The following is a 26,793-nucleotide window of genomic DNA, read 5'->3' on the forward strand; positions in this document are numbered from 1 at the left end:
ACAAGTGATACGAACTATCGTTCAAAGAATAAAACTCTTTTCTTCTTCTAGAAAAGAGTTTTATTTATTTTTAAGATCGCTGCTGGGTTTTTATCCGACAAACTTACGCGTATACGACATTGCCGTTATTCACAAATCGGCTTCAAAAATTGATTCACAAGGTAATTACATTAATAATGAACGGCTTGAATATTTAGGCGATGCCATATTAGGAGCTGCCATTGCCGATTTTCTGTACAACCGTTTTCCAAATCAGGATGAAGGCTACCTCACCCAAATGCGTTCGAAACTGGTCAACCGCAGTTTTCTGACACAATTAACTTACCAGATTGGCCTGAATCATTTCATCCAATCGAACACCACCTCAACCATCGAATCGAGCCATATTTACGGCGACACACTCGAAGCGCTTATCGGTGCAATTTACCTGGATAAAGGTTATCCGGAAGCAAAAAAATTTATCACCCGAAAACTGCTGAACAATTACGTTAATCTGGTTGAAGTGCAAAACACGAACTCCAACTACAAAAGTCAGTTGATTGAGTGGTCGCAGAAAAATAAGAAAGCAGTTTCGTTTGACACTACCGACGAAAGCAAAAATGATGGGAAACAACCGTGGTTCATGGCAATTATTGAAGTCGACAATGAGCTTTTGGGAAAAGGCTCTGGCGCGTCCAAAAAAGAAGCCCAACAAAATGCGTCAAAGGTTGCCCTCGATAAAATTAAAGACCGGTACCCCGATCCAAACCCTGCAGAATAGGAATTGCCTTTACGTATTTAACTCCTTTTCCTTTCATTTACACCCCAAAGGTTCATTTATTTTAGTTGCAAAAACTAAAACAGAAATTGAAATAGCCATTCCAATTTCTGTTTTCAGGAGCTAAAGCTTTAACGTTTATTGACTGGAATACCTGTGTTAAATATTGTTAAGTATTTATTATCAGCATTTTTAAAGATTATATTTGCGCTATGAGTAGAAGGGTAATACTTATATTAATTGTGATCATGGCTTTGGTGATGACCAGTTTGATTCTGGTTCAGACCAATTCGATCATGAAAGCACTTGAAATAAAAGAAGAGCAATTTAACGCACAAGTAAATAGCGCACTGACTAAAGTTGTATATCAACTTGAAATGGATGAGGCTTCATTATTGGTGGATTTGGCTAAAGATTTTACAACTCCCAGAAACAATGGTATTTTCCCGGGAAGTATTCAACAATCAACCTCGGGAACACTTACCATACAAAGCAAGATCCTTTCCTACCAATATTCCCAAAGAACTTCAGGAGTAATTCACAGTGAGGAAATAGCCGTAGATTTTGGTAATGAGCAAACCGACAAAGAAGAAAGCGAACGTGGAAGACCTGGAGAATTTCCAAATGCTTTCGATATTTTACACGAATCAGATGGATTTGCCCGAAAGCAATACGAAGCAAGACTTGATTTGAGAGCACGAATGTTTGAACTGCAAACTCAGGCCGCGATACTCTCGCAATTACCAATTGAAGACCGCATAGGAGACGTAAGTACTCTGGGAAGATCGATTAAGGCTGAACTAAAAAGACAAGGCATAAATCTTGATTTCAGATATGCACTAAAAACATTTCCCCAAGGAAAAGAACAGTTAGTTTACGGAGATAAAAATTTTAACTCTGACCAGCAGAACGACTACAAAATCCTCTTGTTCCCGCATGACGATATCCTCCAGCCAAACTGGCTTTTCCTATACTTTCCAAAACAGAAAACCTATCTCCTGAAAGAAACCGGGTTCCTGGTTATCCCAACTTTCGTTCTGACAGCTATGCTGATAGGTATTTTTGTTTTCACAATACTGATTATTCTTCGACAGAAAAAATTATCAAACATCAAAAACGACTTCATCAACAACATGACTCATGAGCTGAAGACACCAATTTCGACGATTTCACTTGCCAGTCAGATGTTGCGCGACAATACGGTTACCAATACTCCAAAAACCATTGAGCATATCTCCGGAATTATTTTTCAGGAGAGCAAGCGGTTAACGACTCAGGTTGAAAAAGTACTTCAAATGGCAGTATTTAATGAAGGAAAACTGAAACTAAAATTCAAAGAAGTAAATATTAATACGCTGATTAATTCGGTCGTTTTAAACTTCGAACTTAGGGTAAAGTCTAAAAATGGCGAATTAACCTCAGATTTGAAGGCAGACCCGGCAATCATTAAGGCCGATGAGGTACATCTTACCAATGTTTTGTTTAACTTGCTCGACAATGCTGTAAAATACAGCAAGGACGAGCCCAGAATTCATATTTCAACCGAGACAAAAGACGATTTTGTTGTTCTATCGGTAAAAGATCACGGTATTGGAATACAGAGCGAACATGTTGGCCAGATTTTTGAGCGCTTTTATCGCGTCCCAACTGGCAATGTGCACGATGTAAAAGGTTTTGGGCTAGGGTTGAGTTACGTTAAAATTATTGTTGATGCGCACAAGGGAAAGATAAAAGTTGAAAGCGCGCCAAATAAAGGAACAAAATTCATGATATATTTTCCGATAAACACAGAAGACCATGGAAAAAAAAGTAAAATTGCTATTGGCCGAGGATGATGAAAACCTTGGATTGTTACTGAAAGAATATCTAATTGCCAAAGGATATGAAACAGATTTATATTCCGATGGAGAGTTGGCATACAAAGGATTCACTAAAAATCAGCCTTACAACCTCTGTATTCTGGATATCATGATGCCTAAAAAAGATGGGATCTCGTTGGCCAAAGATATCCGGTTGCTTAACATGGACGTTCCGATTATTTTTCTGACTGCCAAAAACATGAAGGAAGATGTGTTGGAAGGATTCAAAATCGGTGCCGACGACTACATCACAAAGCCATTCAGCATGGAAGAGTTGATTTTCCGTATTGAAGCCATTATGCGACGGGTAAGTCAGGATAACAATTCCCACGAAGATGCTGTTTATCAATTGGGTATTTACACCTTCGATTCGCGTAAGCAAATCCTCACCGGAGGTGAAGAAGATGAAGTAAAGTTAACCACCAAAGAAGCTGAATTGCTCCGTTTGCTGTGCAACAATGCAAACAAGGTTTTAGAACGTAACTTTGCCCTTAAAACAATATGGATAGATGACAACTATTTCAATGCCCGTAGCATGGATGTTTACATTACTAAACTCCGGAAGCATTTGAAAGATGATCCGAAAGTTGAAATCATCAACGTGCACGGAAAAGGATACAAACTGATCATGTAATCTGAAACTGTACCCAGATATAAAAAAATCCTGCTGCAAAGCGGGATTTTTTGTTTTCGGAATTTTCGTTTTCGAAAATCAAATCACAAAAAAAAGGTTTCTCCATTTTGATCTGGAAAAACCTTTTATAAAATATTGTTTGGTACTGAGCAGGTGACTTGAAGTCACCTGCTCAGTAGTAGAAAATCAATCCAATTTCAGCACAGCCAGGAAAGCGTTCTGCGGAACCTCAACATTGCCCACCTGTTTCATGCGTTTCTTTCCCTTCTTTTGTTTTTCGAGAAGTTTGCGTTTACGGGTAATGTCGCCCCCATAACATTTGGCTGTTACGTCTTTACGAACGGCTTTCACCGTTTCGCGCGAAATAATCTTGGCGCCAATAGCCGCCTGTATCGCAATGTCGAACTGCTGGCGTGGGATCAGCTCTTTCAGCTTTTCGCACATCCGTTTCCCGAAACTATACGCATTGTTGAAGTGAATCAAGGTCGACAAAGCATCGACCATTTCGCCATTCAGGAGAATATCCAAACGTACCAGTTTCGCCGGACGGAAATCGAGCATATGGTAATCAAACGAAGCATATCCTTTCGAAATACTTTTCAGCTTATCGTAAAAGTCGAACACAATTTCGCCCAAAGGAAGGTCGAACACCATTTCAACACGGTCGGTAGTCAGGTAATCCTGCTTCAAAAGTGTTCCACGTTTGTCGAGACACAAGGTCATGATTGGCCCGATAAAATCGGAAGCAGTAATAATGTTCGCGCGGATAAACGGTTCGTCAATATCGTCGATGGTAGTGGTAGCAGGCAGTCCAGATGGGTTGTACACATTGATCGTTTCACCTCTGGTGGTATGAACGTGGTATAATACGTTGGGAACAGTGGTGATCACATTCATGTCGTATTCGCGGTCGAGGCGCTCCTGAACGATTTCCATATGCAGCAATCCGAGGAATCCGCAACGGAACCCGAAACCCAACGCAGCAGATGATTCGGGCTCGTAGGTGAGTGAAGCATCGTTCAATTGTAGTTTCTCCATGGCCGCGCGGAGATCTTCGTAATCTTCAGAATCGATCGGGTAAACTCCGGCGAAAACCATTGGTTTTACTTCTTCAAACCCATCGATGGCCTTTTCGCAAGGCGCTTTCGAATGGGTAACTGTATCGCCCACTTTTACCTCACGGGCAGTTTTAATACCACAAATGATGTATCCAACACTTCCAGCTTTCAATTCAGAACGCTCAAACATCCCAAGTTTCAGCGCACCAACTTCGTCAACCACATATTCTTTCGATGCATTCACGAATTTAACCTGATCGCCCTTCCGGAGTATTCCGTTTTCAACTTTCAAATAGGCGATAACTCCACGGAACGGGTTAAAAACGGAGTCAAAAATCAGGGCCTGAAGCGGCGCATCTTCAATTCCTTTCGGTTCAGGAATATCATTGACAATGCGTTCCAGTATTTCTTCGATCCCAAGCCCTGTTTTCCCGCTGGCGCGAATAATGTCGGTGCGTTTGCAGCCAATGAGACCGATAATCTGGTCTTCAACGATTTCAGGCATCGCATTATCCAGGTCCATCTTGTTCAGGATCGGAATAATTTCCAGGTCGTGATCGATGGCCAGGTATAAATTGGATATGGTTTGAGCCTGGATACCCTGCGTTGAATCGATGATAAGCAAAGCACCTTCGCAGGCAGCGATTGAACGCGAAACTTCGTACGAAAAGTCGACGTGTCCGGGAGTATCAATCAGGTTCAGGATATATTCCTGACCGTTAAGCGTGTACATCATCTGTATGGCGTGGCTCTTAATCGTAATTCCACGTTCCTGTTCCAAATCCATACTGTCGAGAACCTGGGCTTTCATCGCACGGGCGTCAACCGTTTTGGTATATTCGAGCAGCCTGTCGGCCAGCGTACTTTTTCCGTGATCGATATGCGCAATAATACAAAAATTACGTATTTTCTTCATTCCTGAAATTTCTAAAAACCTTATTAATCAAATCCTCCAATCGCATTTGCCGCAAAGATATTCAAATTTCGTTAACCTTAACAGGGTTTAAAAACCTGTCAGGCATAAGCTTTGCAAAAATTCAATTTCATATTCCGTTTCAGTCTGAATATGCCTACATTTACGCCTTTCAATAAAACGCAAAGAATGAAGCGAGTTGTATATTTACTCTTGATCCTGATTACGGCAGCAGCATGCAAGGAAGTGTTCGAAGCTCCTCCGCAAGCTTTACTTAAGGCAACGCTTCTGAATTCAAATGCTGGTGGAACCGTTTCTCCAATCGTATCAATACGTGGCATTGGGATTGAAACTTACTTATTTAAAGACACTGCTTTAAGCGTGCTAAATTTGCCTCTTTCTGCAAATACGAAGTCAAGTTTTCTGGTCTCATTTGATTCGGTAACCGATACCATCGATTTTACTTATGAAACGTCGATGAAATATGCTTCGATAGAAACGGGATTTTATAATGAATATAAATTGCAAAGCATCGATTTTACGAAAAACAGAATTGATTCCATCCTAATTACTGACAGTCTGGTAACCAAAACATGGCATGAAAATATTAAGATTTACCTTCGTCCTTTGTCTTCTGGCAGCAATTAGCTACGGGCAAAAAGAGCCGCAAAAGAAGATCAAACCGAAACGAACCGACAACTACATCCGCATGAAAGGTATTCGTCTGGGTGCAGATATTACGCGTCCATTTCAGGATTTATGGACTAAAGGCAATCGCTATGGCACTGAATTCTCGGCTGACATGGAACTGTGGCCCAACCTATTTCCTGTTTTTGAAACGGGTTTCGATGTAATGAAAATCAAGACCAGTTACATCGATTATAAAAGCTCCGGAAGTTATTCGCGAATCGGCATGGATTACAATTTTCTTCAGGCCGAAAATAAAAATGACAAAAACATCTTTTATGTAGGGCTTCGTTACGGATTTGTACTGGCTCGTCAGCAAGTAAATTCGTATACGATAGACTCCTATTGGACTCCCACTACCGGTCGATTCAGTAATCAGAATTACTTTGCCCATTGGGGCGAATTTTTGGTTGGAATAAAAGGTGAGATTATACACAATTTCTATATGGGCTGGACCATTCGGGGAAAGATAAAGCTCAACAACAAAGACCTCGGAATGCCACCCACTTATTTTATTCCGGGCTATGGAAAAGCCGAAAAAGGATTTAACCTCGATTTTACTTATTCGGTTTATTACAACTTGCCATGGGATTTTAGAAAGTCGATTGACCGAAAAAAAGATGCGGTCATGGACAAGAAAGTCGGCAAAATCATTAAAAAGCCAGCTACGGGAAAATAGGTCTCATGAAATAATTACAGAAAATCGTTACTCGAATAATAGAATATGGATTTTGTCCTCTCAATTCATGTTTAGCATCAAGACTTGGCAAAGTCATTTAAAATTCATAACTTAATGGTAATCAAAATCTGAAAGTTATGGCAGACAGAAGAATGTTTCTCAAATCACTCGCAGGAGCAACTGCAGGCCTCACATTAGCAGGCTCAGCAAAGGCAGCCGATGAAAGAGACCGACTCGGGGAGGTTCTCCCAAAACGAAAACTCGGAAGAACAAATCAGTATGTAACCATGCTCGGCACCGGAGGCTACCACGTTGGTTGGACCACCGAACGAGATGCTCAGGAAGTAATTGAAGCTGCTTTGGAAGGTGGTGTCCGCTTTTTTGACACCGCTGAAAGTTATGCCGACGGAACCAGTGAAACACGCTACGGTAAATACCTGACTCCGAAATATCGCGATCTGATTTTCCTGATGAGTAAATCGACAGGTAAAGATGCAAAAACGGTAAAAGAGCATTTGGAAGGAACACTGCGAAGGTTGAAAACCGATCATCTCGATTTGTATCAGGTTCACGCCATTTCGACACCTGAAGATGTTGACAGCCGAATTGAGTTAGGTGTTTTGGATGTTTTATTGAAAGCTAAGGACGAAGGCAAAATAAAATATCTTGGATTTACTGGACACCAGAATCCGTTTGCTCATGCCCGAATGCTCGAACGCACCAAAGAAAGTGATATTTTCGATACGGTATTGATGCCGGTGAACGTGCTGGATCAGACTTATTTCAGCTTCACCCAAAATATTATGCCGAATGCGCTGGAAAGGAATTTGGGAATTCTGGCTATCAAATCACTGGCCGATGGCCGATTTTTTGCTAATAAAGAACAGGCCGGATGGACAACCGATGACCCACTGATTCCGAATTACCTAAGCATAAAAGAGGCCATGCATTTTGTGTGGTCACTACCCGTCTCTGTTTTAATTTCAGGAAATGAGAATGCAACTTTCATGCGTGAAAAAATTGCACTAGCCCGCTCCTTTTCCAAACTTACTGAAGAACAGAAATCAGTCCTGATAGAAAAGGTAAAGCACATTGCTCTTACTGGAAAGGTTGAATATTTTAAGAAAAAAGAAGCATAAAAAGAGCATAGATAAAAGTCTTTAAACTAAAAATGACCGGCAATTCCGGTCATTTCTGTTTATCTAAACATGCAAAAAAGACTATTTTTTATCTTTTGCAGGAGTGGTTTCAGCTTTTTTGTCTTTCGAGCAGCAAGCTTTTTTGTCAGCACAACAAGATTTCTTTTCAGAAGCAGTGCATTCTTTCTTTTCAGTTTTCTTGTTGTCGTCTTTTGTTGTTGCAGCGTTTACCGTTGAAGCAGCCAAGCCCATTGTAAAAGCTAATGCAAGAACCAATGCTAATTTTTTCATGTTATACATTTTATTGGTTAATACTAAATTCTTCTGCCAAACTAAATATATTTCCAATCATAACAAAATGCGTTAACAATTATTTGGAATAAATATAAATAAGAATTATCGAAAGCTATATAAATCCAAGCCGACAGACGGCTTCCGGACTAATCAACCCGTTTAAAACCTGTTCGTTAATTACTCCCGAATTAATAATCGCCTGCCGTATTGTGATCTGCCCGTCTTTAGCTTTCTTAACAATTTCACTGGCCTTTTCATAACCAATCACAGGAATAATCGCGGTAATCAGTGCTGTCGAATTCAATACATTTTTCCGGCATTGTTCTTCGTTTGCCTCCAAATCCTGAATACAATGAACTCGCAGCATTTTAGTAGCATTGGTCAGCAGTTCGATACTTTCCAGAAGCGAATGCGCCACAAGAGGCATGAATTGATTCAATTCCAGGTTTCCTCCGGCAGCGGCCTGAGCTATCACAACATCATTTCCCATTACTACCATGGCAACCTGTGCCGCAGCTTCAGGAATAACCGGATTCACTTTCCCCGGCATAATCGACGATCCGGCCTGTTTCTCCGGAAGCCTGATTTCAGCGAACCCGGCATCAGGACCACTGGCCATTAACCTCAAATCGTTGCTTATTTTCAGAATTGATACAGCACATGCTTTTAACATTCCCGAGACTTCCACATAAACATCGGCATTTTGAGTATTGTCAATCAGGTTTTCGGCTCGTGCCAACCCAATTCCGGTATTTTCGCGCAATTTATCGACCACCCTGAAGATAAACTGGCGCGGAGCTCCCAGTCCCGAACCGATGGCTGTTCCACCCAAATTAACCACTCTTAATCGTTCCTCACATTTCGAAAAGCGCCAACGATCGCGATTAAAAGCTTCAGCATAGGCGCCCATTTCACAACCCAATGTGGTCAGAACCGCATCCTGAAGTTGGGTTCTACCAATCTTCACCACATGTGCAAACTCTTTTTCTTTTGCCTGAAATGCTTCCTGAAGGTCAAGCACCGATTGTTCGAGTTGACGAATCATTCGGATAGCCGCAATTTTAAGCGCTGTTGGGTAAGAATCGTTTGTTGATTGATGCAGATTTACATCGTCGAGCGGAGAAATGAATGTATAATCGCCTTTTTCCTTTCCTGAAATCTCAAGAGCGCGATTGGCAATGACCTCGTTTACATTCATATTCGTCGAGGTACCAGCTCCTCCCTGAAGACTATCGACAACAACGTATTTATTCAAAAGTCCTTCTGCCATTTCAATGCAAGCCAGTTCAATGGCTTCGACTTTTTGGGTTTCGGTGAAATACCCCAATTGCCGGTTAGTCTGGAAGCATGAAAGTTTAACCGCACCGAAAGCTTTCACCAATTCCAGATGAACAGTCCTTCCGGAGATTTGGAAGTTCTCCAATGCCCGTTCAGTATGAATTCCCCACATCGAGTCGGCAGGAATCTGGCGTGTTCCAAGAAGATCGGTTTCTTTCCGGTATTTTTGCATGAGCGAAACTGATTTTTGGTTGTTTATCAGTCAAAGCTAAACAATTATTTACTTCTTTGTTTTGCTGATTAACCGGATGTCTTTCATCACCATCTCCTTGTCAACCGCTTTGCACATGTCGTAAACTGTAAGCAGCGCCACATTCACGCCGGTGAGCGCTTCCATTTCGACTCCGGTTTTTCCAAAGCACAAAGTGGTACATTCAACTTGCACACCGTCATCCTGAAGAGTACATTTTACATCAATTTTCCAAAGTTGAAGCGGATGACAAAGCGGAATTAGTTCACCCGTACGTTTAGCTCCCTGGATTCCAGCAATTTCGGCAACAGTCAACACATCGCCTTTTTTGATCTGGTTCTGGCGAATCAGTTCAACGGTTTCGGGCTGAAGCTGAATAAAACCTCTGGCAACGGCTTCCCGCTCCTGATCAGGCTTTTGGCTGACATCAACCATTTTTGCCTTTCCTTTTTCGTCGATATGACTTAATTTATTCATATTTCAAGTTTCAAAAATTATTACGGGTTGCGGGATTCAAGTTGCATGTTTTACTCGCAACACTTTTTATCCCCCAATATTATAGAATTCTCCTGACTTATTGTAAGTTCCGCTTTTCGGTTTGTTGCCTAAAGCCAAATTCAATGCTTCCTGATGTCCTAATTTTCGAATATTGTAAGATAAATCGCTGAATAAACAGGGTTTAATGTCGCCATTGGCAAGTAAACGAACACGATTGCATTTGCTGCAATTTCCACCGTCGCCACCTTCAACGGTTGAGAACTCTCCGGTTTTCAGGTTCATCTGGTGAATAAACCGCAATTTCAATCCGCGCTCCTCACAGAACTGTTTGAGTTGCTGCGTTTCTTCATCGGGTTGGCCCAATAAAACGCAGTTCACTTTTATGGGCTCCAGTTGCGCTTCGCGGGCTGCGTCAATTCCTTCCAGAACCTGTTCCAAATTCCCGGTTCGGGTTATCTCGCAGTAGTTTTCAGGATTTACAGTATCCAAACTGATGTTGATCCGATTCAGTCCGGCAGCTTTTAACTTTCGTGCATATTTCGGTAACAAAATACCATTGGTTGTCATCGACAAGTCTTCCAATCCATCAATTGCAGCAAGCATCGAAACCAGTTCAACAATGTCCTTTCGAACTAGTGGTTCACCGCCTGTCAGCCGCACTTTGGTAATTCCATTTGATACTGCCAATCTTGTAAATTCAACTATTTCTTCGAAGCTCAAAATGTCAGCATGATGGAGCAAACGAATAACTTCTTCGGGCATACAATACGTGCAGCGCAGGTTGCACCGGTCGGTCACCGAAATACGTAGATAGTTTATGGAACGGTTAAAGCGGTCGAACATGAACGAGTTCTCCTTTCAAGATTTCAGTTGTTCCTGCAGGAACCGAAATGTACCCAAATGCTTGATGATAAGCATGAATATGTGCAGACCCATGATATTCAACCAACGTGACTTCGTTTTGATTGGTAATCTGAACCGGCAAACATTCCTCTCGGTCGGTTTTTTTTCTGAAATAATCGTGACTCATCGGCATGGGTAATTGAATTTCAGGCTGCTGATAATTCATCAATTTCCTAAGAAACGGCAAAGCAAAAACCTCGAACTGAATAAACGACGAAACCGGATTTCCCGGCAGTCCAATAATGTATTTGTTTCCTTTCGATGCAAAAGTGATGTGCTGACCGGGTTTAATGTTGATTTTGTTGAAATGGATTTCGAACCCAAGTTTCTGAATAATCTTGGGAACAAAATCAAAATCGCCCACCGAAACTCCTCCTGAAAGAATGGTTACATCACTTTCAGCTACCGATTTCTCGATGATTTTTGTGGTTAATTGTTCGTCGTCGGGTACAATTCCGTAGTAATTTACCGGAAACCCCTGTTTTGTGGCCTGAGCAAAAAGCTGAGGACCATTCGAATTGCGAATTTGTGATGATCGTGGCGTAACCTCAGGATTAACCAGCTCCGATCCGGTTGAAATAATGCCCACTTGTGGTTTTTGATAAACCAACGGGTTGATGCACCCGACTGATGCCAATATGGCGACATGCTGCGGTTTTACCATCGTTCCCGACGAAATTACCAAATCTCCCTCTTTCAAATCCTCGCCTTTCAGGCAAATGTTCGAATTGGTTTTTTCTCCCGTAAACTTTATTTTTCCAGTGGCAGTTTCGCTTGAATATTCAACCATGAATACCGTATCAGCGCCTTCAGGAACCTGAGCGCCAGTCATGATTTTGGAACATTGGCCCAAAGCAATACTTTTGGTTGGAGTGTATCCGGCAGGAATAATCTCAACGACCTCAAGTTCCATATCCAAATCAGCCCTACGACAAGCGTAACCATCCATGGCCGATTTGTGAAAGGGCGGCATATCGGCATCGGCAATAACATCCTGAGCCAAAATACATCCGGACGATTGCAAAAAATCTATAGTTTCGGTTCCCAATAATTGAGCTTTCGAAAAAGCTATTTCAAGGGCTTGTTCAAGCGTAATCATGCTCATCAATTTTCCAGAATTTATGAAAATAAACGTGTCGTGGATTAAAGCTAAATTCTTCACCATCAGAAAATACCGTGGTGTCGGCCAGTTGCCGCATTTCTATAGCCCAAGGTTTTTCAATTGCGTCACTTCCTTGTACAAATACAAAAAGTTCGGGTACCAGAATATGTCGCAATCGGGCTGATTCGACTATAAAAGGGAGATCGGGATCCAACAGGACAGAAGTTAGCTGGAAAGCTTCCTTCAAATAATCATCGGTTGTTTGAATAAAATAAACCTTTTCAGCTCCAGCCCTCAAATACCGTGAAGTATCTTTGTCTGAAGTATAATCAGTTTCCTCATAAATCCTGAAATTGCTATTCTCTACAATCGGGATTAAACCTTTGCCTGGCTCGTGAAAATGAGGCGTAATTTTAATAGCAGCCATTTTCTTCAGCGGGCTGCTGGCAATTACGTCGCAAATAAAAGTCGTTTTTCCAACATTCCGACTGGAGCCTGATACGAGCAATAAATCTTTAAATCTTAAATTCATTCTTGCGGCTTAAATACAGTTGCATGTAGGAGAAAATCGCAGACAAGCCACAAATTTGGGTAGCCGGGGTTCTCCTTTCCAATTCATTCCACATCAGTGGAAATCGGGAGGCTGAAGCGTTTCTGCTTGCAACCCATCGGTTTTTAGGTACTTATGCAAAGCACTTAGTACCTATAACTCGGAGCATTAAAAACATATGCAAATATAGAAATGTTTAGATGAGTTTCAAGAAATCTCGAATTTCAAATCTTGAGTCTTGAATAAAAAGAAGCTATTTGTCAAATTATCATTGCGATAGTTTTTTCACTCACCATTTGAGACTCAAGATTCAAGACTTTCTCTACTTTTTGTAGAAGTTCATCTGTTGAAGATAGTCCCAGCTTCGGTATGGTAAGAAGTGTCGGATGTCTTTTCCTTCTTTAATAGCATCGCGGATAAAAGTTGAGGAGATTTCCATCAGTGGCGCATTGGCAATCTGAACACGGGGATATTTCTCAGCGCTTTCAGGATTAAAGCCAGGGCGTGGATAAACAATAATGTCGTAATTGGCAAGCAAAACATCGGCATTCTTCCATTTGTGAATGCTTTCCAGATTGTCAGAGCCCATCAGGATAAAAAATTGGTGAGTTGGATATTTTTCGCTCAAATATGCCAATGTATCGATGGTGTATGATGGTTTAGGCAAACCGAATTCAACTTTGGAGGCGCGAAAACGCAAATCGTCACCAATGGCGCGATTGACCAATTCCAGACGATGATAGTCGTCGAGCAATGTTTTTTTCTTTTTCAGTGGATTTTGCGGACTCACTACAAACCAAAGCTGATCGATATCGGTGTATTCGACCATGTAATTGGCGATGGCCATGTGCCCAACATGTATGGGGTTGAAGGAGCCAAAGTAGAGTCCGGTTTTAATCATTTTGTTCCAAATTTATTTTTTTAAAGACATGCTGAATTTGTTTCAGCATCTCTTACAAATGGAGACCCTGAAACAAGTTCAGGGTGACGATGATTCTATTTTGCCGCAATAAACTCACGAATGCACTGCTCTGCCTTTTCGAAAGCTTTGGTCAGATCTTCATTTATAATTATACGGTCGAACTGATTGGCAAAAGTTAATTCATAAGCAGCTTTTGCAACCCGCTTTTCAATTACTTCAGGAGCATCGGTACAGCGCGAAACCAGCCGGTTGCGCAATTCGTCAACCGATGGAGGCTGTACAAAAACGGCGAGCGCTTCATCGCCATAAAACTTCTTGATGTTGCAGCCGCCAACCACATCCACATCAAAGATTACATTTTGTCCATTCGTACGAATTCGATCGACTTCCGACTTTAATGTCCCGTAATAAGTTCCGGCGTAAACCTCTTCCCATTCCAGAAATTCGTCATTGTCAATTTTGCTTCTGAATTCTTCCGGAGTCAGAAAATAATAATCTTTCCCATTGGTTTCGGTGTGGCGCATTCCGCGACTGGTAGCCGATATTGAAAATTCGAGATTTAAATCCTGTTCAAGCAAATGACGAACAATAGTTGTTTTGCCTGCTCCTGATGGCGCTGAAAATATGATGAGTTTTCCAAGCATAAATCAAATTAATAGTATTGCCACTAAGTCACAAACGGAAACAGGATAATCCTATTCTCCAAAATTAAACTTTGTGTCTTCGTGGCTAAATCATTTGCCTTTATAGAACATTAAGTACTTGTTCCTTAATCTTTTCCAGATTATCTTTCATCTGAACCACAATGCGCTGAAGGTTGCTTTCGTTGGCTTTTGATCCGAGTGTGTTGATTTCGCGACCAATTTCCTGAGCAATAAAACCGAGCTTCCGGCCTGAAGGTTCGTCTTCATTCATGGTTTCAGTGAAGTAGCTGCAATGATTGGCCAGACGGACTTTTTCTTCGTTGATGTCCAACTTTTCCATGTAATAAATCAACTCCTGCTCAAAGCGATTTTTATCCAGACTTCCATTCAACTGAAGCGCGTCCAGGCTTTCTTTAATCTTGGTTTTCACATTTTCCATGCGCTGAGTCTCGAAAGGCTCAACCTGATTCAATAAATCGAGAATATTGGCAATGTTGGCATCAATGTCAGCTTTCAGTGCCAGTCCTTCCTGATCGCGGAAAGTATTGAGATTTTCAAGGGTTTTTATCAGATTCTCGCGAACCACCAGCCATTCAGTTTCATCGAGTTCGTCGTACACCATTTTAACCGTTTCGGGTAGGCGCATGATGCTCTGCATGATCGATTCGTTGATTTCGAGGCCCAGATCCTGATGAACATCAGCGAGTTGGCGATAGTAATCCTTGATGATAGCCGCATTGACCCTGGAGGTACTTTCGGTTCCCAGATTATCCAGATAAATAGCAAAATCCACTTTACCTCGGGTCAGTGTTTCGGAAATTAACCGGCGTATTTCGAGGTCTTTCTCGCGGTACATCGAAGGTACACGGGTATTTATATCGAGTTGTTTGCTGTTAAGCGACTTTATTTCCAGGGTGATTTTTTTAGTTCCCACTTCGAATTCGGTTTTCCCGAACCCTGTCATCGATCTGATCATAAATTATGGTTTTAGGCTCTAAAGATACAGAAAAAGGAAAAGGTCATTAGGCATTAGGTATTAGAAAAATTGAAAAGTGATCAGGAACGAGCATTCGGCCAATTTTCTAATGGCAAATGACTCTTTCCCATCAAGCAATTACTCCCGATCCAATCAGTTCGTCGCCTTCGTACCAGGCTGCAAACTGTCCGGAAGTTATACCTCGCTGCTCTTCATCGAAAATGATATACATGCCATCTTCATGTTGGTAAATGGTTGCTTTTTCGAGTGGTTGACGGTAACGGATGCGGAGATCGTATCTGCGGCTTTCTCCTGAATTCATGATCAAATCAGGACGAATCCAGTGAGTTTCTTCCTTCGGAATAAAAAGCCCGGGACGGTACAACCCTGGATGTTCAGTGCCTTCTCCCACATAAATAATGTTCCGGTTGACATCAGTTCCAATGACAAACAATGGATCTTCGTGGCCGCCAATGTTGAGGCCTTTGCGCTGACCAACCGTATAATAATGAGCCCCACGGTGTTCGCCAATAACTTTACCATTCCATGGTTTATATGGAAATTCGGAGCAAAGCTTTTTGAAATTTTCTTCCGTTTTTTCGATGTTCTTTTTCTTAGCAATAAACTCGGCCGGAATTTCAATCACGTTGCCGGTTTTGGGTTCGAGTTGCTGCTGAAGAAAGGTTGGCAAATCAACTTTCCCAACAAAGCAAATGCCTTGCGAATCTTTGCGCTCGGCGGTTGGAAGGTTCTGCTGCCGGGCAATTTCGCGCACTTCAGGCTTTTCCAGATGTCCGATCGGGAACATGGCTTTCGACAATTGACACTGATTCAACTGACACAAGAAGTAACTCTGATCTTTATTCTTGTCTTTTCCGGCGAGCAATTGATGGATAATTTGTCCGTCTTTTTCAAATTCTGTAGTGCGGCAGTAATGACCGGTTGCCACAAAATCGGCGTTGTATTTCAGACATTCGTCGAGAAAAATATCGAATTTAATTTCGCGGTTACACAACACATCAGGATTGGGCGTGCGGCCTTTGCTGTATTCAGCAAACATGTAATCGACCACCCGCTGCTTGTAGTCTTTACTGAGGTCGACAATATGAAAAGGAATATCAAGTTTTTTGGCTACCATCTCGGCAATCATGGCATCGTCTTCCCAAGTACAGCGCGAGGTAATGGTTCCGGTGCGGTCGTGCCAGTTGACCATGAACAGCGCAATCACATCATGCCCCTGTTGCTTCAGCAAATAGGCAGCAACACTCGAATCAACACCTCCCGACAATCCTATAACAACCCGACTCATATTATTTTATTTGGGTTGCAAAAATAGGTAAAGAAGCGTTGTTTTCCAAAGTAATGAAAGTATTGTTGTTTGCTGCCCCTTTTATAAAAACCTGATCCGATGACTTGAAGTCATCGGATCAGGTAGTATTTTATGGCTAATCGGGTTTGCAGCGTGCCAAAACAAAATTGGAGATAAGTTTCGCTTCTTCTTCCGAAATTTTGGCCTTAAGCCTCATCCCGGGCATTACCTTTTCCCAATGAGCCTGAGTGTATTGTTCAGGTAAATGCAGGTTGTGACAACTTCCGCAATGATTGATGTATAAAGTACGACCTGCCATTAAGCTGTCGGTTGAAATACCTGCCCGGCTCGCATCGTTTATTGTTGGCAGATATAGCGTCGGACTGCACGCACCGAAGATAATCGCGGCCGCCAGGATGATCCGGTTTCGGATTTTAGAATTCATACGAAAAAATTAAACGAGCCTGAAGTCCATCTTCATCAATAATGTTGCGGCTACCGCTTTTCAGGTCCGTCAATTGGGGCATCAAAGTGAAATTCATCCAGAAACCTTGTCCTGAATAGGATACAGCAGGGCCAGCAGTCAGGATCGATTTTTCGAGTTTCCCTTCAGCAAAAACATTCTCGTTCATCACCTCAACTCCGGCAAACCATCGATTGTTGATTTTGTAGGAGAAGCCGTAGTTCCATTCCATTTTGAATTCTGTCTCTGTTTCAGCTTCAAGTTCATTCCCTTCGGCTTCAAATTCTTTTTCGAATTCGAGTTCGCCTACAAGGTTTAGGGCATGAATGAACCGTCCGGTTTGTTTATCCAAGATCAATTTCCCTTCCAGTTCAGTTTCGCCTGGAGCAAGTGCATACTCAAAATACACTGCCGAACCCAGTTTGTCAGCCACCGGATCGCTCAGTTTCAGTTTCCACTCATTGGCAAAACTGTACGATGTATTCGAATTCAAAAAATCAATTCCGTTATTTTCAGTGATACCTTTGCTGTAACCGTAATTCAGGTAAAATGCAGTTTGCAGTTTTCCCCCGAGCCCAACTTCGAACTCAAGGCTATGGTTCAATCCCCGGTAAAAGTCTTTACGTCCGGTCCCCAGAGTTGACCAAACTTCAAGCTCTTTCTGCCCCTTATTTAAAACGTTACTTTGGTAGGTATAAGTGAAAACCCGGTCTTGTGCAACAGCACTAATGGTTACTAAAAACGCAGCCAGAAATAGAATTTTTCTCATTTGATGATTTTTGTTCGTTTAACGGAAGCAAAAGTACCGGAGGCACAATCATCAAACAATCCCTAAAAATGGGGATTTATATCAAGTCGGCAGTATCAATTTCGTTTACATCGATTATCTTTTTCAAAATGGCATACATCGTTAATCCGGAAGCCGATTTGATACCGGTTTTTTCAGAAATATTTTTCCGGTGCGAAATAACAGTATGCGTACTGACAAACAGCAAATCGGCAATTTCCTTATTCGAGTGGCCTTTGGTTACCATTTGCAACACCTCAATTTCACGTTTGGTAAGTTCAGTATCAGTATCTTTATTCTGATCCGAAATGAATGAATTCAGGATTTCGTTCACCTTGTAGCAAATCAAAGTTGGCGCATCGAAAAGATTGATGGTTTGATTGGAATACACTGAATCGGCTTCCAAATGAAGTGTCATAAATTGTATTTGTTGGGCCGAAACAAGTATTTTCCGCATAAGCGCGCTGCTCTTTTCCTGTTCTTCTAAAGTCGCTATGATTAAAATATGACCATTCATTGCCTGAAAGTCGATCAATTCGTCGCCCCGGTGAAGCAAGACAACTTCGCTGGCCAGGCTACCCTTCAGCACCTCAAAAAGACCGGTTAGAACCAGGTCTGATTGGCTGATCACCACAATAGATCTGTTCTGATTGCTATTCATTGCTTACCAACAATTTTTCGAGCTGTTTTACCTTAGGGATCATAATATGGTCTTCGATCCGTGAATGGTTCTTCAAATCTTTTTCGAACATGAAGAGATTGGCCAGAAATGCATTTCCCCGGTTCTGATCGTAATTGGGTGGCAAGTATTTAATAATGATGTTGGTCAGATCGTCCATTTTGTCATCCATGTTCGAGTGTTCTTTTTCGAAGCTTGAAATTGAATACTCCGGATACCTCTGTTTAAATTGTTCTCTGGACGCCCGATTTTCGACAACACGATTCAGCTCCAGAATGTACGGAAACATTTCCCGCTCTTCGAAATTGATGTGAATAACGAACTCATCTTTAAACTTGGTATAAAACTTCCTGACCAAATCGTTTTCTGTATTTTCATCCGGGCTGGCTGACAGGAAAAGCTCGATCAGCCTGTCATTTTCAGGAATCAGGTAATCTTTGTAATACTGATGTGTTTTTATCAGGTATTCAATAACCATCGATACCGAAAAGTCGAGCAAACGCTTCTCCGGGAAGTATGCTTCGTAATGAAAAACATTGATGGTTTCGACAAAAAAATTGAGGTCGATTCCCTTTTCTTCACAAATATTGCGGATGGTTTTATCGCCAAAGCCCAATTTAATTCCTAACCGATTGATTACCGGCAACAACGAATGATCCTTGTGAATTACCGAAGCAAGTTTGCTGTTTTCGTTAAACAATTCCATGTATTTCAGTATAAAATTTAACCCTGTAAAGATGACAAAATATTCAGGAAAAGGTTCACCGCTCAAAATGCGAAAACCCCACTTGAAGTGAGGTTTCTATGTGATATTGATCCGATGACTAAAAGTCATCGGATCAATTCGCGTTAAAGTTTATGGCCTTCTGCTCCAAAATGTCCGTTTAGGTTTCTGTTCGGTCTGAGCCGATGGGTGATTGGTCGGTCTTGCCTCGCGATTGCCCGAATTTTCCCTCGCTGCCTGTCCGTTGTGCTGACGTGCAATCGGTTTTCTTGCTTGTTTTGCTGGTGCTTTCTCAGGAGTAAAATCGGTCATTGCATACGGATGATCGCTAACCACCGGAATGGTTTGAGAAATCAATCGCTGAATATCGCGCAGGAATAAAATTTCGGTATTGTCGCACAAAGAAAGTGCAATACCACTTTGCCCGGCACGCCCGGTTCTGCCAATACGGTGAACGTAGGTTTCAGGAATATTCGGTATTTCGTAATTAATCACGTGCGACAAATCGTCAACGTCAATTCCGCGAGCTGCAATATCGGTAGCTACCAATACGCGTATTTTCCCGGATTTAAAGTCTGAAAGAGCTTTCTGACGGGCATTTTGTGATTTATTACCGTGAATGGCCATCGCATTATGACCGTTCTTCTGGAGATGCTGCACTACTTTGTCGGCGCCATGTTTCGTACGGGTAAATACCAAGGCAGAAACAATTTCCGGGTTTCTGAGCAAATGAAGCAACAAGCTGCGCTTATCGGCGTAATTCACCATATACATTTGCTGTTCAACCTTTTCGGCGGTAGTCGATTCAGGAGTAACTTCCACTTTCGAAGGGTTGTTCAGGATCGTTTGCGAAAGTTTCACGATGTCAGCCGGCATAGTCGCCGAAAAGAACAACGACTGGCGCTCTCGCGGAAGCTCAGCAATGATGCGCTTTACATCGTGGATGAAACCCATGTCGAGCATGCGGTCGGCTTCGTCGAGCACAAACAATTCAATACTCCGGAAATCAATGTATCCCTGATTCATCAAGTCGAGCAAACGACCTGGCGTAGCAATCAGAATATCAATACCAGCGCGCAAGGCATCGGTTTGCGGACGTTCGCCAACACCACCAAAAATAACGGTATGTTTCAGCCCGGCATGACGCCCATAAGCTGCAAAACTTTCGCCAATCTGGATCGCCAATTCGCGGGTTGGTGTTACTATCAGGGCCTTTATTTTACGTTTTCCCCTGGCCGGATTATGTGTTTCGTGCAGAATTTGGATAATTGGAATGGCAAAAGCTGCTGTTTTTCCGGTACCTGTTTGTGCACAACCTAATAAATCTTTTCGCTGAAGTATGATGGGTATTGCTTGTTCCTGAATTGGGGTAGGTGTTTCGTAACCTTCTGTTTTTAAAGCCCTCAGGATGGGCTCAATCAAATCTAAATTTTCAAATGACATTTTAATAATTTGGAAAGACCTTCGAATCAAACTTTTTTGACCGGCCTTTATGTTTACGCCGCGAATGTAGTCATTAATCCGACACGCTACCGAAATTCGGACTTATTTATCGTTTTTTATTGAAAAAGAAGATGTTACGGTGACATTGAAAAATAAAGGCTGCCAACTTCGTGAAATTGGCAGCCTTTATAATGAAAATTTCTTCCAACGGTTACTCTTCAATTGAACTGTAAAGAATGGCTGCTACCCGATCATAAAACTCGCCATGCCGAAAGTTATCAATTTGCATCATACCTACAAAAATCAAATCTTCTTTGGGATCGATGAAAAATTTCGTGGTAAAATATCCACTCCATTCGTAGGTTCCGGGCGATTTCGAGTTAATTCCTTTCCCTGGATCCGTGCGCAACCCAAAACCAAGACAAAAGGTCTCACCGGGTCTGTTGCTCATACCTTTTCCCTGTTGGTTCAACGTAATCATCTGATCGGCGGTCATCACTTCAATCGTTTTCCGGCTAAGAATGCGTTTACCATTGTAAATGCCGTTGTTCACTAGCGCCTGAATAAAAATGGCGTAATCCATGGCTGTCGAAGAAAGTCCACCGCCTCCGGCATAATGGCCTATATCGGTATTTTTCGGATAATCTATATTACCAGACAATTCTGAACTTACAATTATTTCTAACTTATTGTTGGCATCGTATCCGTAAATGGGCACCAATCTCGATTGCTTTTCTTTGGGTAGATAAAAATAAGTGTCTTTCATCCCAAGCGGTTCAAAAATATGCTTCCGGAAATAGTCACTCAATTTTTCTCCTGAAACAACTTCAATTACCCGCCCCAAAACATCCATGTTCAGTCCGTACATGAAATGATCTCCGGGTTGAAAGGCCAGTGGCACAGCCGCCAACCGGTTAATAAATTCTTCGGTATTCCAGGTTGGATGCGACAAACCAACACCCAGCATGTTGTTCTTTTTATAGACCGCCATAATCTTTCCGGGATAAAAATCGCCATACGCAATTCCTGAAGTGTGAGTCAGCAAGTGTCGCAAAGTAATGGGCGATTTAACCGGCACTGTGGTGTAAGTCGAATCCTTTTCATTGAAAGTATCGAGTACCTGAGTCTTTTTAAATGCCGGTATGTAATCCTGAACAGCATCGTCGAGACCCAGTTTGCCTTCTTCGTACAATTGCATGATAGCCACCGTGGTGACGGCTTTAGTCATGGAGCAAATCCGGAAAATATCATCCTTTTTGTAAGGCACCTTTGTATCGGTACTCCTGAATCCAAAGGTTTTGTTGTACACAATCTGGTTGTCGCGTGCAATCAGGAAAACTCCTCCCGGAATATATCCCTTGTTCACATAATCCTGAATGAACTGATCGAGCAACTGAAGTCGCTTTTCGGAGACGCCAACTATTGCCGGAGAACGTTCGGCTAACACATCAGAAGTGTGCTGAGCCCAGGTTGGTAACTGAAATACTACCAGTAAAATGAATGCAATTAATCTGATTCTCATAATTGTAGGTTTTAGGGTTTCTAATTTATTTATGCTGATTACAGCAACAGCAATGTATCGGATGGGAACCGATGACAGTTCCATATTTGTCGAATTCGTAATGGCAGCAATTCATAAGCAAGTCGCTGAGTTTTTGCCGGGCGCGCGCTACTCGTGATTTAGCCGCGGTGTATGTAATCCCTGTTTGGTCGGCATAATCTCTTATGCTCTTGCCTTCAAATTCAACCTGACAAAGCGCCTGACAATCCTGTCCGGGAAGGTCTTCCATAAAGAGAACCATGTCGCGGATGGTTTGTGCCATCATTTCGTCCGATTCAGCTTCTGTGTCAATCACGTCAGGAATTTCCTCAACTGATATGGGGTTATTTCTTCGATAATGGTCATTGATGATGTTTCGGGCAATCTGGAAAACCCATGACTGTACTTTAGTTTCATCGCGCAGGTTGTCGATTTTCGAATGAATCCGGATAAATGTTTCCTGAAGCAAATCGTCAGCCAGAGCCTCATCTTTTACTTTGTTCCGGATAAAATGCAGCAGGCCGTCGCTAAACCGATGCCATAATTCAGTTGTTTTTTGTTCCATCGGATTAGCTATTTGGTAGTTTGGTAAACACCCAACGCTGCCGGAAATGGCTGTAAAGCCCGCTCAAAAATGCCCAACGAGTATGCAATTGTTAATCCGTAGTTAGTCAATGGAACGCCAGCCATTCGGGCTTTCATCATACGCGAAAGCATTTCGCGGCGGTTCCACATGCAAGCCCCACAATGAATTACCAGTTTAAATTCTGACAAATTTTCGGGAAAGTCGTGTCCACGGTGATGCACAAATTCCAACTTTCCGCCCACATACTGGGTGAGCCAGCGTGGAATTTTTACGGTGCCAATGTCTTCACCAATCGGGTGATGCGAACAGGCTTCGGCAATCAAAATTTTGTCTCCGGTTTTTAGTTTGTCAATCGCCATGGCGCCTTTCACCATCTCCGGAAGGTCGCCCTGATAACGTGCAAACAAGATGGAAAAGCTGGTAAGCGGAATTTCGGGAGGAGTGTCGGCGGCCACTTTCAGGAAGGCCTGACTGTCGGTTACAACCAGTTTCGGAGGTTTATTCAGTCGGTTGAAAGCTTCGCGGAGTTCGCGTTCTTTCACGACCATGCAAAACGAATCGTTGTCGAGCAAGTCGCGGATGGTTTGTACCTGAGGCAGGATAAGTCGTCCTTTCGGCGCTTCCTTATCAATGGGAACCACCAAAATAGCAGCTTCGCCCGGACCAACCAGGTCGGCCACAATTCCGGGGCGATTAATAAAATCGTCAGGAGCATGATTCAGAATGGCTTGCCGTAAATCTAAAATCCCGGTTCCGTTAGTTGCCGAAGTTTCAACGACCGGAATGTTTTCTCCTGAAAAGCTTCTTTGCAAACAATTTCCGGCTTGGACCAAATCTGATTTGTTGAAAACCACGATCACCGGGATTGCACGATCCTTCAGTTCTTTCAGGATCGTCTCCTCGAAATCGCCCCATTCATCGGTCTTTGAAATGATTAACCCAAGTTCAGTTCGATCGAAAACCTGCATGGTTTTCTGGATACGTTTTTCGCCCAAATCACCTCGATCATCAATTCCGGCGGTATCGATAAAAAGAACGGGCCCTAACGGTAGCAACTCCATGGGCTTTTCAACGGGATCGGTTGTTGTTCCGGCAATTTCAGAAACGATTGAAACTTCCTGACTGGTTAGCGCATTAAGTATAGACGATTTGCCGGCATTTCGCCGACCAAAAATACCGATATGAAGACGGAATGATTTGGATGCTTTCATGGTATAACCACTGTTAGATCAACAAAATTAACCATTCCGAAGTTTAAAATTACAGATTGCCGTAAATAAAAAATGCCCCATAAAACATATGGAGCATTTTAAGCAGCAACAAACTTATGCTATTTCTTTGCAGGAGTAGCAGCTTCTTTTTTCTCAATTTTTTTACCAACTGGAGCAACTGCATCTTTCTTAGTAGCTTTCTTTGCAGGAGCAACAGTTTCTTTTTTTGGAGCTTCCTTTTTTACTGGATCTGTTACCATAGCGCTACCTGCGAATGCTAAACCTAAAACACAAACCGAAATTAATGCTAACTTTTTCATGATTTTAATTTTTAAATTGTTGTTTTTTTATCAGACATCCGATTCAGAAATGATTATTGAGGGAAATCAAGTTTTGTCAATCGTTTCTTTACTGATGCTGAATGATTACTTTTTTTATAATTGATTCTTCTAAATCTTCGAGATACCTATATTGTTACTTTGTTTTCTTTGATCCGGAGGTTCTTTTATGATGCTTATGACTGCCTTTTTTAGATTTACCCGATTCAGTTGAAGACGAAGAGTTCATTTGCGATACTGATACGCTTTCTGTCTGACCATTTATTACCGAGGAAACATTTGAGGCATTACCTGCAAGAGACATTATAAAAGCCAATGCGAATACCATTAAAATTATTTTCATTGTTGTTACGTTTCAACTGCTGTTGTTTTACGATTCAAATGTACAGTGGGAAAAACCTAACGAAGGTTACCGACATGTTAATGCCTTGTTAAAACTTCACCGAACATCGCTTTTATTAAATATCTTTACTTGACCGAAAAGTAAACTTAGGATCAATAGTGTTTTTGAAATCCTACAATGTATTAAAAACCAAAAAGATGAGACCGCACAAACTTCGTTTGAGCAAGAGATCGCAAAGATTGATTTTAACTATTTTAGCTAGTGCATCTATGGTTGGACTGCTTGTAATTCAGGTAGACTGGCTGATGGAATCGATTAAAATGCAGGAGGCTATTTTTGCTAAAGGGGTAAACATGGCTTTACAGCAAACCGTATTGAATATGGCTAAAGACGAAGAATTGAACACTGCCATACAGAATAGTATTGAAAAAGACAGTTTGATTAACTCGCAAGAAGTATTTACCCAGAATATTATCAGTCGTCTCGATTCAACCGTTCAGAAAGAGCTTGAGCTCTACCACATTAACCTCGATTTTCATTTTCTCCTGATCAACGGAGAAGATACATTGTCGGTAAAACCAACATCGAAGGTAAAAAACGGAGAATTGTTTCATCAGTCGTTCAATTCGCCCGATCCAAATGCAAGTATCGATCTGGCCATTCGTTTCCCCGGAAGAAGAGCTTTTATTGCAAGGCGGATAGGCATCATGTTTGCAACTTCAATCTTATTAATTCTCTTCACCATAGCATCGCTCTTCATGATTTTGGCTTATTACCGGAAAGAGCGAACCTTTGCCCAACAGGTAAAAGACATGATCGGTAACCTCACGCACGAATTTATGACCCCCATTTCGTCTATTTCTCTGGCCGGAAATATGATTTTAAATCGAAGTCAAAAATCAGGAGACCAAACAACAGTAAATTTAGTTACTGCTATAAAAGAAGAAAATAAGAAATTGCAAGGACAGGTCGACCGGCTTTTGCAATTAGCCGCAGTTGAGAACAGTGGCTTCGACTACAACAAGGCTCCTGTTGACATTCATTTAATTATCGATGACGCCATTCAAGCCATGACTTTTCAGTTAAACCAAAATGAGGCTGAAGTCAAGTGTAATTTTCAGGCACCCGCATCGGTAGTTTTGGCCGATTCCCTTCATTTGAATGACGTTTTCATTAACCTGCTATCGAATAGTCTTAAATATTCTGTTGAAAAACCTATCATCCGGATTGAGACTAAAAATTTGGATCAGAAAATTGAAATCACAGTAACTGACAATGGAATCGGGATTCCACCCCGCGAGTTTAAACGTATTTTTGAAAAGTATTACCGAATTTCGACTGGCGATATGCATACCACCAAAGGGTTTGGGATTGGGCTCTATTATGTGAAGACTGTTATTAAGGCACATCAGGGTTCCATAAAAGTGCAAAGCGAAAATCAAAAAGGAAGTAATTTTATTATTGTTCTGCCCGTTATTAAGCAAAACTGAATCAAAAAGAACATATCATGAGTCGGATTGTAAATATTCTGTTGGTCGAAGATGATTTGAACCTTGGATTTCTGTTGGTTGAATTTTTGGAATTAAAAGGATTTGCCGTCAAACTTTATCGCGATGGACTAACCGCATTCACCGGTTTTCAGAATGGCCATTTCGACTTTTGCATTCTGGATGTGATGCTTCCAAAAATGGATGGATTTACTTTGGCAAAAAAAATGAAGATTCTGAATCCCCAGATTCCGATTATCTTTCTGACTGCCCGTTCGCTTAAAGAAGACAAAATGAAAGGCTATGAAATTGGCGTTGATGATTATATCACTAAACCGTTTGACGAGGATGAGCTGTTTTATAAGATTACGGCCATTTTAAATCGTAGTCATTTATCAAAAGGCACAAGTGAAAATACGTTCCAGATTGGCCGATTCCAATTCGATTTTCAAAATCAGTCGCTTGAAATTGACGGGCAAAAACGACGGCTGACAGAGCGCGAAAGTACTATCCTCAAATTTTTATGCCTGAATAAAAACAATGTGATTCGCCGTGAGCAGATTCTAACTGCCATTTGGGGCGAAAACGATTATTTTGCCGGAAGAAGCCTCGATGTTTTCATCTCAAAACTACGCAAGTATTTTAGTCCTGACCCCTCAATTACAATCGAAAACATACCGAAGGTCGGATTTATTTTGCAAGACTAAGCAGGGAAAATTTCAATTTAACTGTATTAAATC

At 41.7% G+C, this 26,793-nt stretch carries 29 protein-coding genes and 1 riboswitch; of the genes, 8 read left to right on the forward strand and 21 right to left on the reverse strand.

The genetic code is table 11. The features are described 5' to 3' along the window. The first annotated feature begins 4 nt into the window (after window positions 1-4). From rnc to rprY, 3 genes are all read left to right on the forward strand, one after another. Window positions 5-760 carry a ribonuclease III gene (gene rnc / locus AQPE_RS07210; RefSeq protein WP_318350384.1) on the forward strand — a complete coding sequence of 252 codons (756 nt, stop codon included), beginning with the start codon at window positions 5-7 and terminating at the stop codon, window positions 758-760. Between the two features lie 209 nt (window positions 761-969). After that, on the forward strand, window positions 970-2,592 hold the full coding sequence (locus AQPE_RS07215; protein WP_318350385.1) for a sensor histidine kinase: 1,623 nt from the start codon (window positions 970-972) through the stop codon (window positions 2,590-2,592). Beyond that, window positions 2,555-3,250 carry a response regulator transcription factor RprY gene (rprY, locus tag AQPE_RS07220; RefSeq protein ID WP_318350386.1) on the forward strand — a complete coding sequence of 232 codons (696 nt, stop codon included), beginning with the start codon at window positions 2,555-2,557 and terminating at the stop codon, window positions 3,248-3,250. The genes AQPE_RS07215 and rprY overlap by 38 nt, the downstream gene beginning before the upstream one ends. Before the next feature lie 186 nt (window positions 3,251-3,436). On the opposite strand, the gene lepA is transcribed toward rprY, so the two are convergent. Continuing rightward, window positions 3,437-5,224, reverse strand: a complete 1,788-nt coding sequence (lepA, locus tag AQPE_RS07225) for a translation elongation factor 4 (RefSeq protein WP_318350387.1) — start codon at window positions 5,222-5,224, stop codon at window positions 3,437-3,439. A 186-nt stretch (window positions 5,225-5,410) separates the two neighbouring features. Between lepA and AQPE_RS07230 the strand changes: the two genes are divergently transcribed. From AQPE_RS07230 to AQPE_RS07240, 3 genes are all read left to right on the forward strand, one after another. Beyond that, window positions 5,411-5,869: a DUF6452 family protein gene (locus tag AQPE_RS07230; protein WP_318350388.1), complete on the forward strand. Its 459-nt coding sequence runs from the start codon at window positions 5,411-5,413 to the stop codon at window positions 5,867-5,869. Then, window positions 5,820-6,587: a DUF6048 family protein gene (locus AQPE_RS07235; RefSeq protein ID WP_318350389.1), complete on the forward strand. Its 768-nt coding sequence runs from the start codon at window positions 5,820-5,822 to the stop codon at window positions 6,585-6,587. The genes AQPE_RS07230 and AQPE_RS07235 overlap by 50 nt, the downstream gene beginning before the upstream one ends. Before the next feature lie 137 nt (window positions 6,588-6,724). After that, window positions 6,725-7,726: an aldo/keto reductase gene (locus tag AQPE_RS07240; protein WP_318350390.1), complete on the forward strand. Its 1,002-nt coding sequence runs from the start codon at window positions 6,725-6,727 to the stop codon at window positions 7,724-7,726. A gap of 81 nt (window positions 7,727-7,807) precedes the next feature. On the opposite strand, the gene AQPE_RS07245 is transcribed toward AQPE_RS07240, so the two are convergent. The 20 genes from AQPE_RS07245 to AQPE_RS07340 all read right to left on the reverse strand — a co-directional run bounded on the left by AQPE_RS07245 (window position 7,808) and on the right by AQPE_RS07340 (window position 24,566). Continuing rightward, window positions 7,808-8,017 (reverse strand): hypothetical protein, encoded by a 210-nt coding sequence (locus AQPE_RS07245; RefSeq protein WP_318350391.1) that lies wholly within the window; start codon window positions 8,015-8,017, stop codon window positions 7,808-7,810. Between the two features lie 115 nt (window positions 8,018-8,132). Further along, window positions 8,133-9,530: an aspartate ammonia-lyase gene (locus tag AQPE_RS07250; protein ID WP_318350392.1), complete on the reverse strand. Its 1,398-nt coding sequence runs from the start codon at window positions 9,528-9,530 to the stop codon at window positions 8,133-8,135. A gap of 48 nt (window positions 9,531-9,578) precedes the next feature. Beyond that, window positions 9,579-10,025 carry a cyclic pyranopterin monophosphate synthase MoaC gene (moaC, locus tag AQPE_RS07255; protein WP_318350393.1) on the reverse strand — a complete coding sequence of 149 codons (447 nt, stop codon included), beginning with the start codon at window positions 10,023-10,025 and terminating at the stop codon, window positions 9,579-9,581. A gap of 66 nt (window positions 10,026-10,091) precedes the next feature. Continuing rightward, entirely contained in the window at window positions 10,092-10,889 is a 798-nt protein-coding gene (locus AQPE_RS07260) for a GTP 3',8-cyclase MoaA (RefSeq protein WP_318350394.1), read from the reverse strand. Continuing rightward, entirely contained in the window at window positions 10,873-12,048 is a 1,176-nt protein-coding gene (locus AQPE_RS07265; protein ID WP_318350395.1) for a molybdopterin molybdotransferase MoeA, read from the reverse strand. Before AQPE_RS07265 ends, AQPE_RS07260 begins: the two co-directional genes overlap by 17 nt. Then, entirely contained in the window at window positions 12,035-12,583 is a 549-nt protein-coding gene (locus AQPE_RS07270) for a hypothetical protein (RefSeq protein WP_318350396.1), read from the reverse strand. The genes AQPE_RS07265 and AQPE_RS07270 overlap by 14 nt, the downstream gene beginning before the upstream one ends. A 55-nt stretch (window positions 12,584-12,638) precedes the next feature. After that, a riboswitch (molybdenum cofactor riboswitch) is annotated at window positions 12,639-12,779 on the reverse strand. A gap of 144 nt (window positions 12,780-12,923) precedes the next feature. Continuing rightward, on the reverse strand, window positions 12,924-13,502 hold the full coding sequence (gene nadD / locus AQPE_RS07275; protein ID WP_318350397.1) for a nicotinate (nicotinamide) nucleotide adenylyltransferase: 579 nt from the start codon (window positions 13,500-13,502) through the stop codon (window positions 12,924-12,926). A 95-nt stretch (window positions 13,503-13,597) separates the two neighbouring features. Beyond that, entirely contained in the window at window positions 13,598-14,167 is a 570-nt protein-coding gene (gene gmk, locus AQPE_RS07280; RefSeq protein WP_318350398.1) for a guanylate kinase, read from the reverse strand. 100 nt (window positions 14,168-14,267) lie between these two features. Next, entirely contained in the window at window positions 14,268-15,143 is an 876-nt protein-coding gene (locus AQPE_RS07285; protein WP_318350399.1) for a YicC/YloC family endoribonuclease, read from the reverse strand. Window positions 15,144-15,273: 130 nt separating this feature from the next. Beyond that, window positions 15,274-16,452, reverse strand: a complete 1,179-nt coding sequence (gene mnmA, locus AQPE_RS07290) for a tRNA 2-thiouridine(34) synthase MnmA (RefSeq protein ID WP_318350400.1) — start codon at window positions 16,450-16,452, stop codon at window positions 15,274-15,276. A 136-nt stretch (window positions 16,453-16,588) separates the two neighbouring features. Continuing rightward, window positions 16,589-16,897 (reverse strand): c-type cytochrome, encoded by a 309-nt coding sequence (locus AQPE_RS07295; protein WP_318350401.1) that lies wholly within the window; start codon window positions 16,895-16,897, stop codon window positions 16,589-16,591. Further along, a complete protein-coding gene (locus AQPE_RS07300; RefSeq protein ID WP_318350402.1) occupies window positions 16,887-17,684 on the reverse strand; it encodes a hypothetical protein in 798 nt (265 codons plus the stop codon). The genes AQPE_RS07295 and AQPE_RS07300 overlap by 11 nt, the downstream gene beginning before the upstream one ends. Window positions 17,685-17,760: 76 nt before the next feature. After that, window positions 17,761-18,363 (reverse strand): helix-turn-helix transcriptional regulator, encoded by a 603-nt coding sequence (locus AQPE_RS07305; protein WP_318350403.1) that lies wholly within the window; start codon window positions 18,361-18,363, stop codon window positions 17,761-17,763. After that, a complete protein-coding gene (locus AQPE_RS07310) occupies window positions 18,356-19,087 on the reverse strand; it encodes a hemerythrin domain-containing protein (RefSeq protein WP_318350404.1) in 732 nt (243 codons plus the stop codon). The genes AQPE_RS07305 and AQPE_RS07310 overlap by 8 nt, the downstream gene beginning before the upstream one ends. A gap of 150 nt (window positions 19,088-19,237) precedes the next feature. After that, window positions 19,238-20,548 carry a DEAD/DEAH box helicase gene (locus AQPE_RS07315; RefSeq protein WP_318350405.1) on the reverse strand — a complete coding sequence of 437 codons (1,311 nt, stop codon included), beginning with the start codon at window positions 20,546-20,548 and terminating at the stop codon, window positions 19,238-19,240. A 211-nt stretch (window positions 20,549-20,759) separates the two neighbouring features. Beyond that, complete coding sequence (locus AQPE_RS07320) at window positions 20,760-22,070, reverse strand: serine hydrolase domain-containing protein (RefSeq protein ID WP_318350406.1); 1,311 nt, start codon at window positions 22,068-22,070, stop codon at window positions 20,760-20,762. Between the two features lie 25 nt (window positions 22,071-22,095). Continuing rightward, window positions 22,096-22,653 (reverse strand): sigma-70 family RNA polymerase sigma factor, encoded by a 558-nt coding sequence (locus AQPE_RS07325; RefSeq protein ID WP_318350407.1) that lies wholly within the window; start codon window positions 22,651-22,653, stop codon window positions 22,096-22,098. A gap of 8 nt (window positions 22,654-22,661) precedes the next feature. Further along, the gene (gene hydF, locus AQPE_RS07330; protein WP_318350408.1) at window positions 22,662-23,885 is read right to left on the reverse strand and encodes a [FeFe] hydrogenase H-cluster maturation GTPase HydF; all 1,224 of its coding nucleotides are present in this window, start codon (window positions 23,883-23,885) and stop codon (window positions 22,662-22,664) included. A gap of 119 nt (window positions 23,886-24,004) precedes the next feature. Continuing rightward, entirely contained in the window at window positions 24,005-24,205 is a 201-nt protein-coding gene (locus AQPE_RS07335) for a hypothetical protein (RefSeq protein WP_318350409.1), read from the reverse strand. Between the two features lie 154 nt (window positions 24,206-24,359). Continuing rightward, window positions 24,360-24,566: a hypothetical protein gene (locus AQPE_RS07340; RefSeq protein ID WP_318350410.1), complete on the reverse strand. Its 207-nt coding sequence runs from the start codon at window positions 24,564-24,566 to the stop codon at window positions 24,360-24,362. 197 nt (window positions 24,567-24,763) lie between these two features. Between AQPE_RS07340 and AQPE_RS07345 the strand changes: the two genes are divergently transcribed. Further along, window positions 24,764-26,056, forward strand: a complete 1,293-nt coding sequence (locus AQPE_RS07345) for a sensor histidine kinase (protein ID WP_318350411.1) — start codon at window positions 24,764-24,766, stop codon at window positions 26,054-26,056. Window positions 26,057-26,073: 17 nt separating this feature from the next. Continuing rightward, window positions 26,074-26,760 carry a response regulator transcription factor gene (locus tag AQPE_RS07350; RefSeq protein WP_318350412.1) on the forward strand — a complete coding sequence of 229 codons (687 nt, stop codon included), beginning with the start codon at window positions 26,074-26,076 and terminating at the stop codon, window positions 26,758-26,760. Window positions 26,761-26,793: the final 33 nt, after the last annotated feature.

The organism is Aquipluma nitroreducens, from assembly GCF_009689585.1.
GTDB lineage: Bacteria > Bacteroidota > Bacteroidia > Bacteroidales > Prolixibacteraceae > Aquipluma > Aquipluma nitroreducens.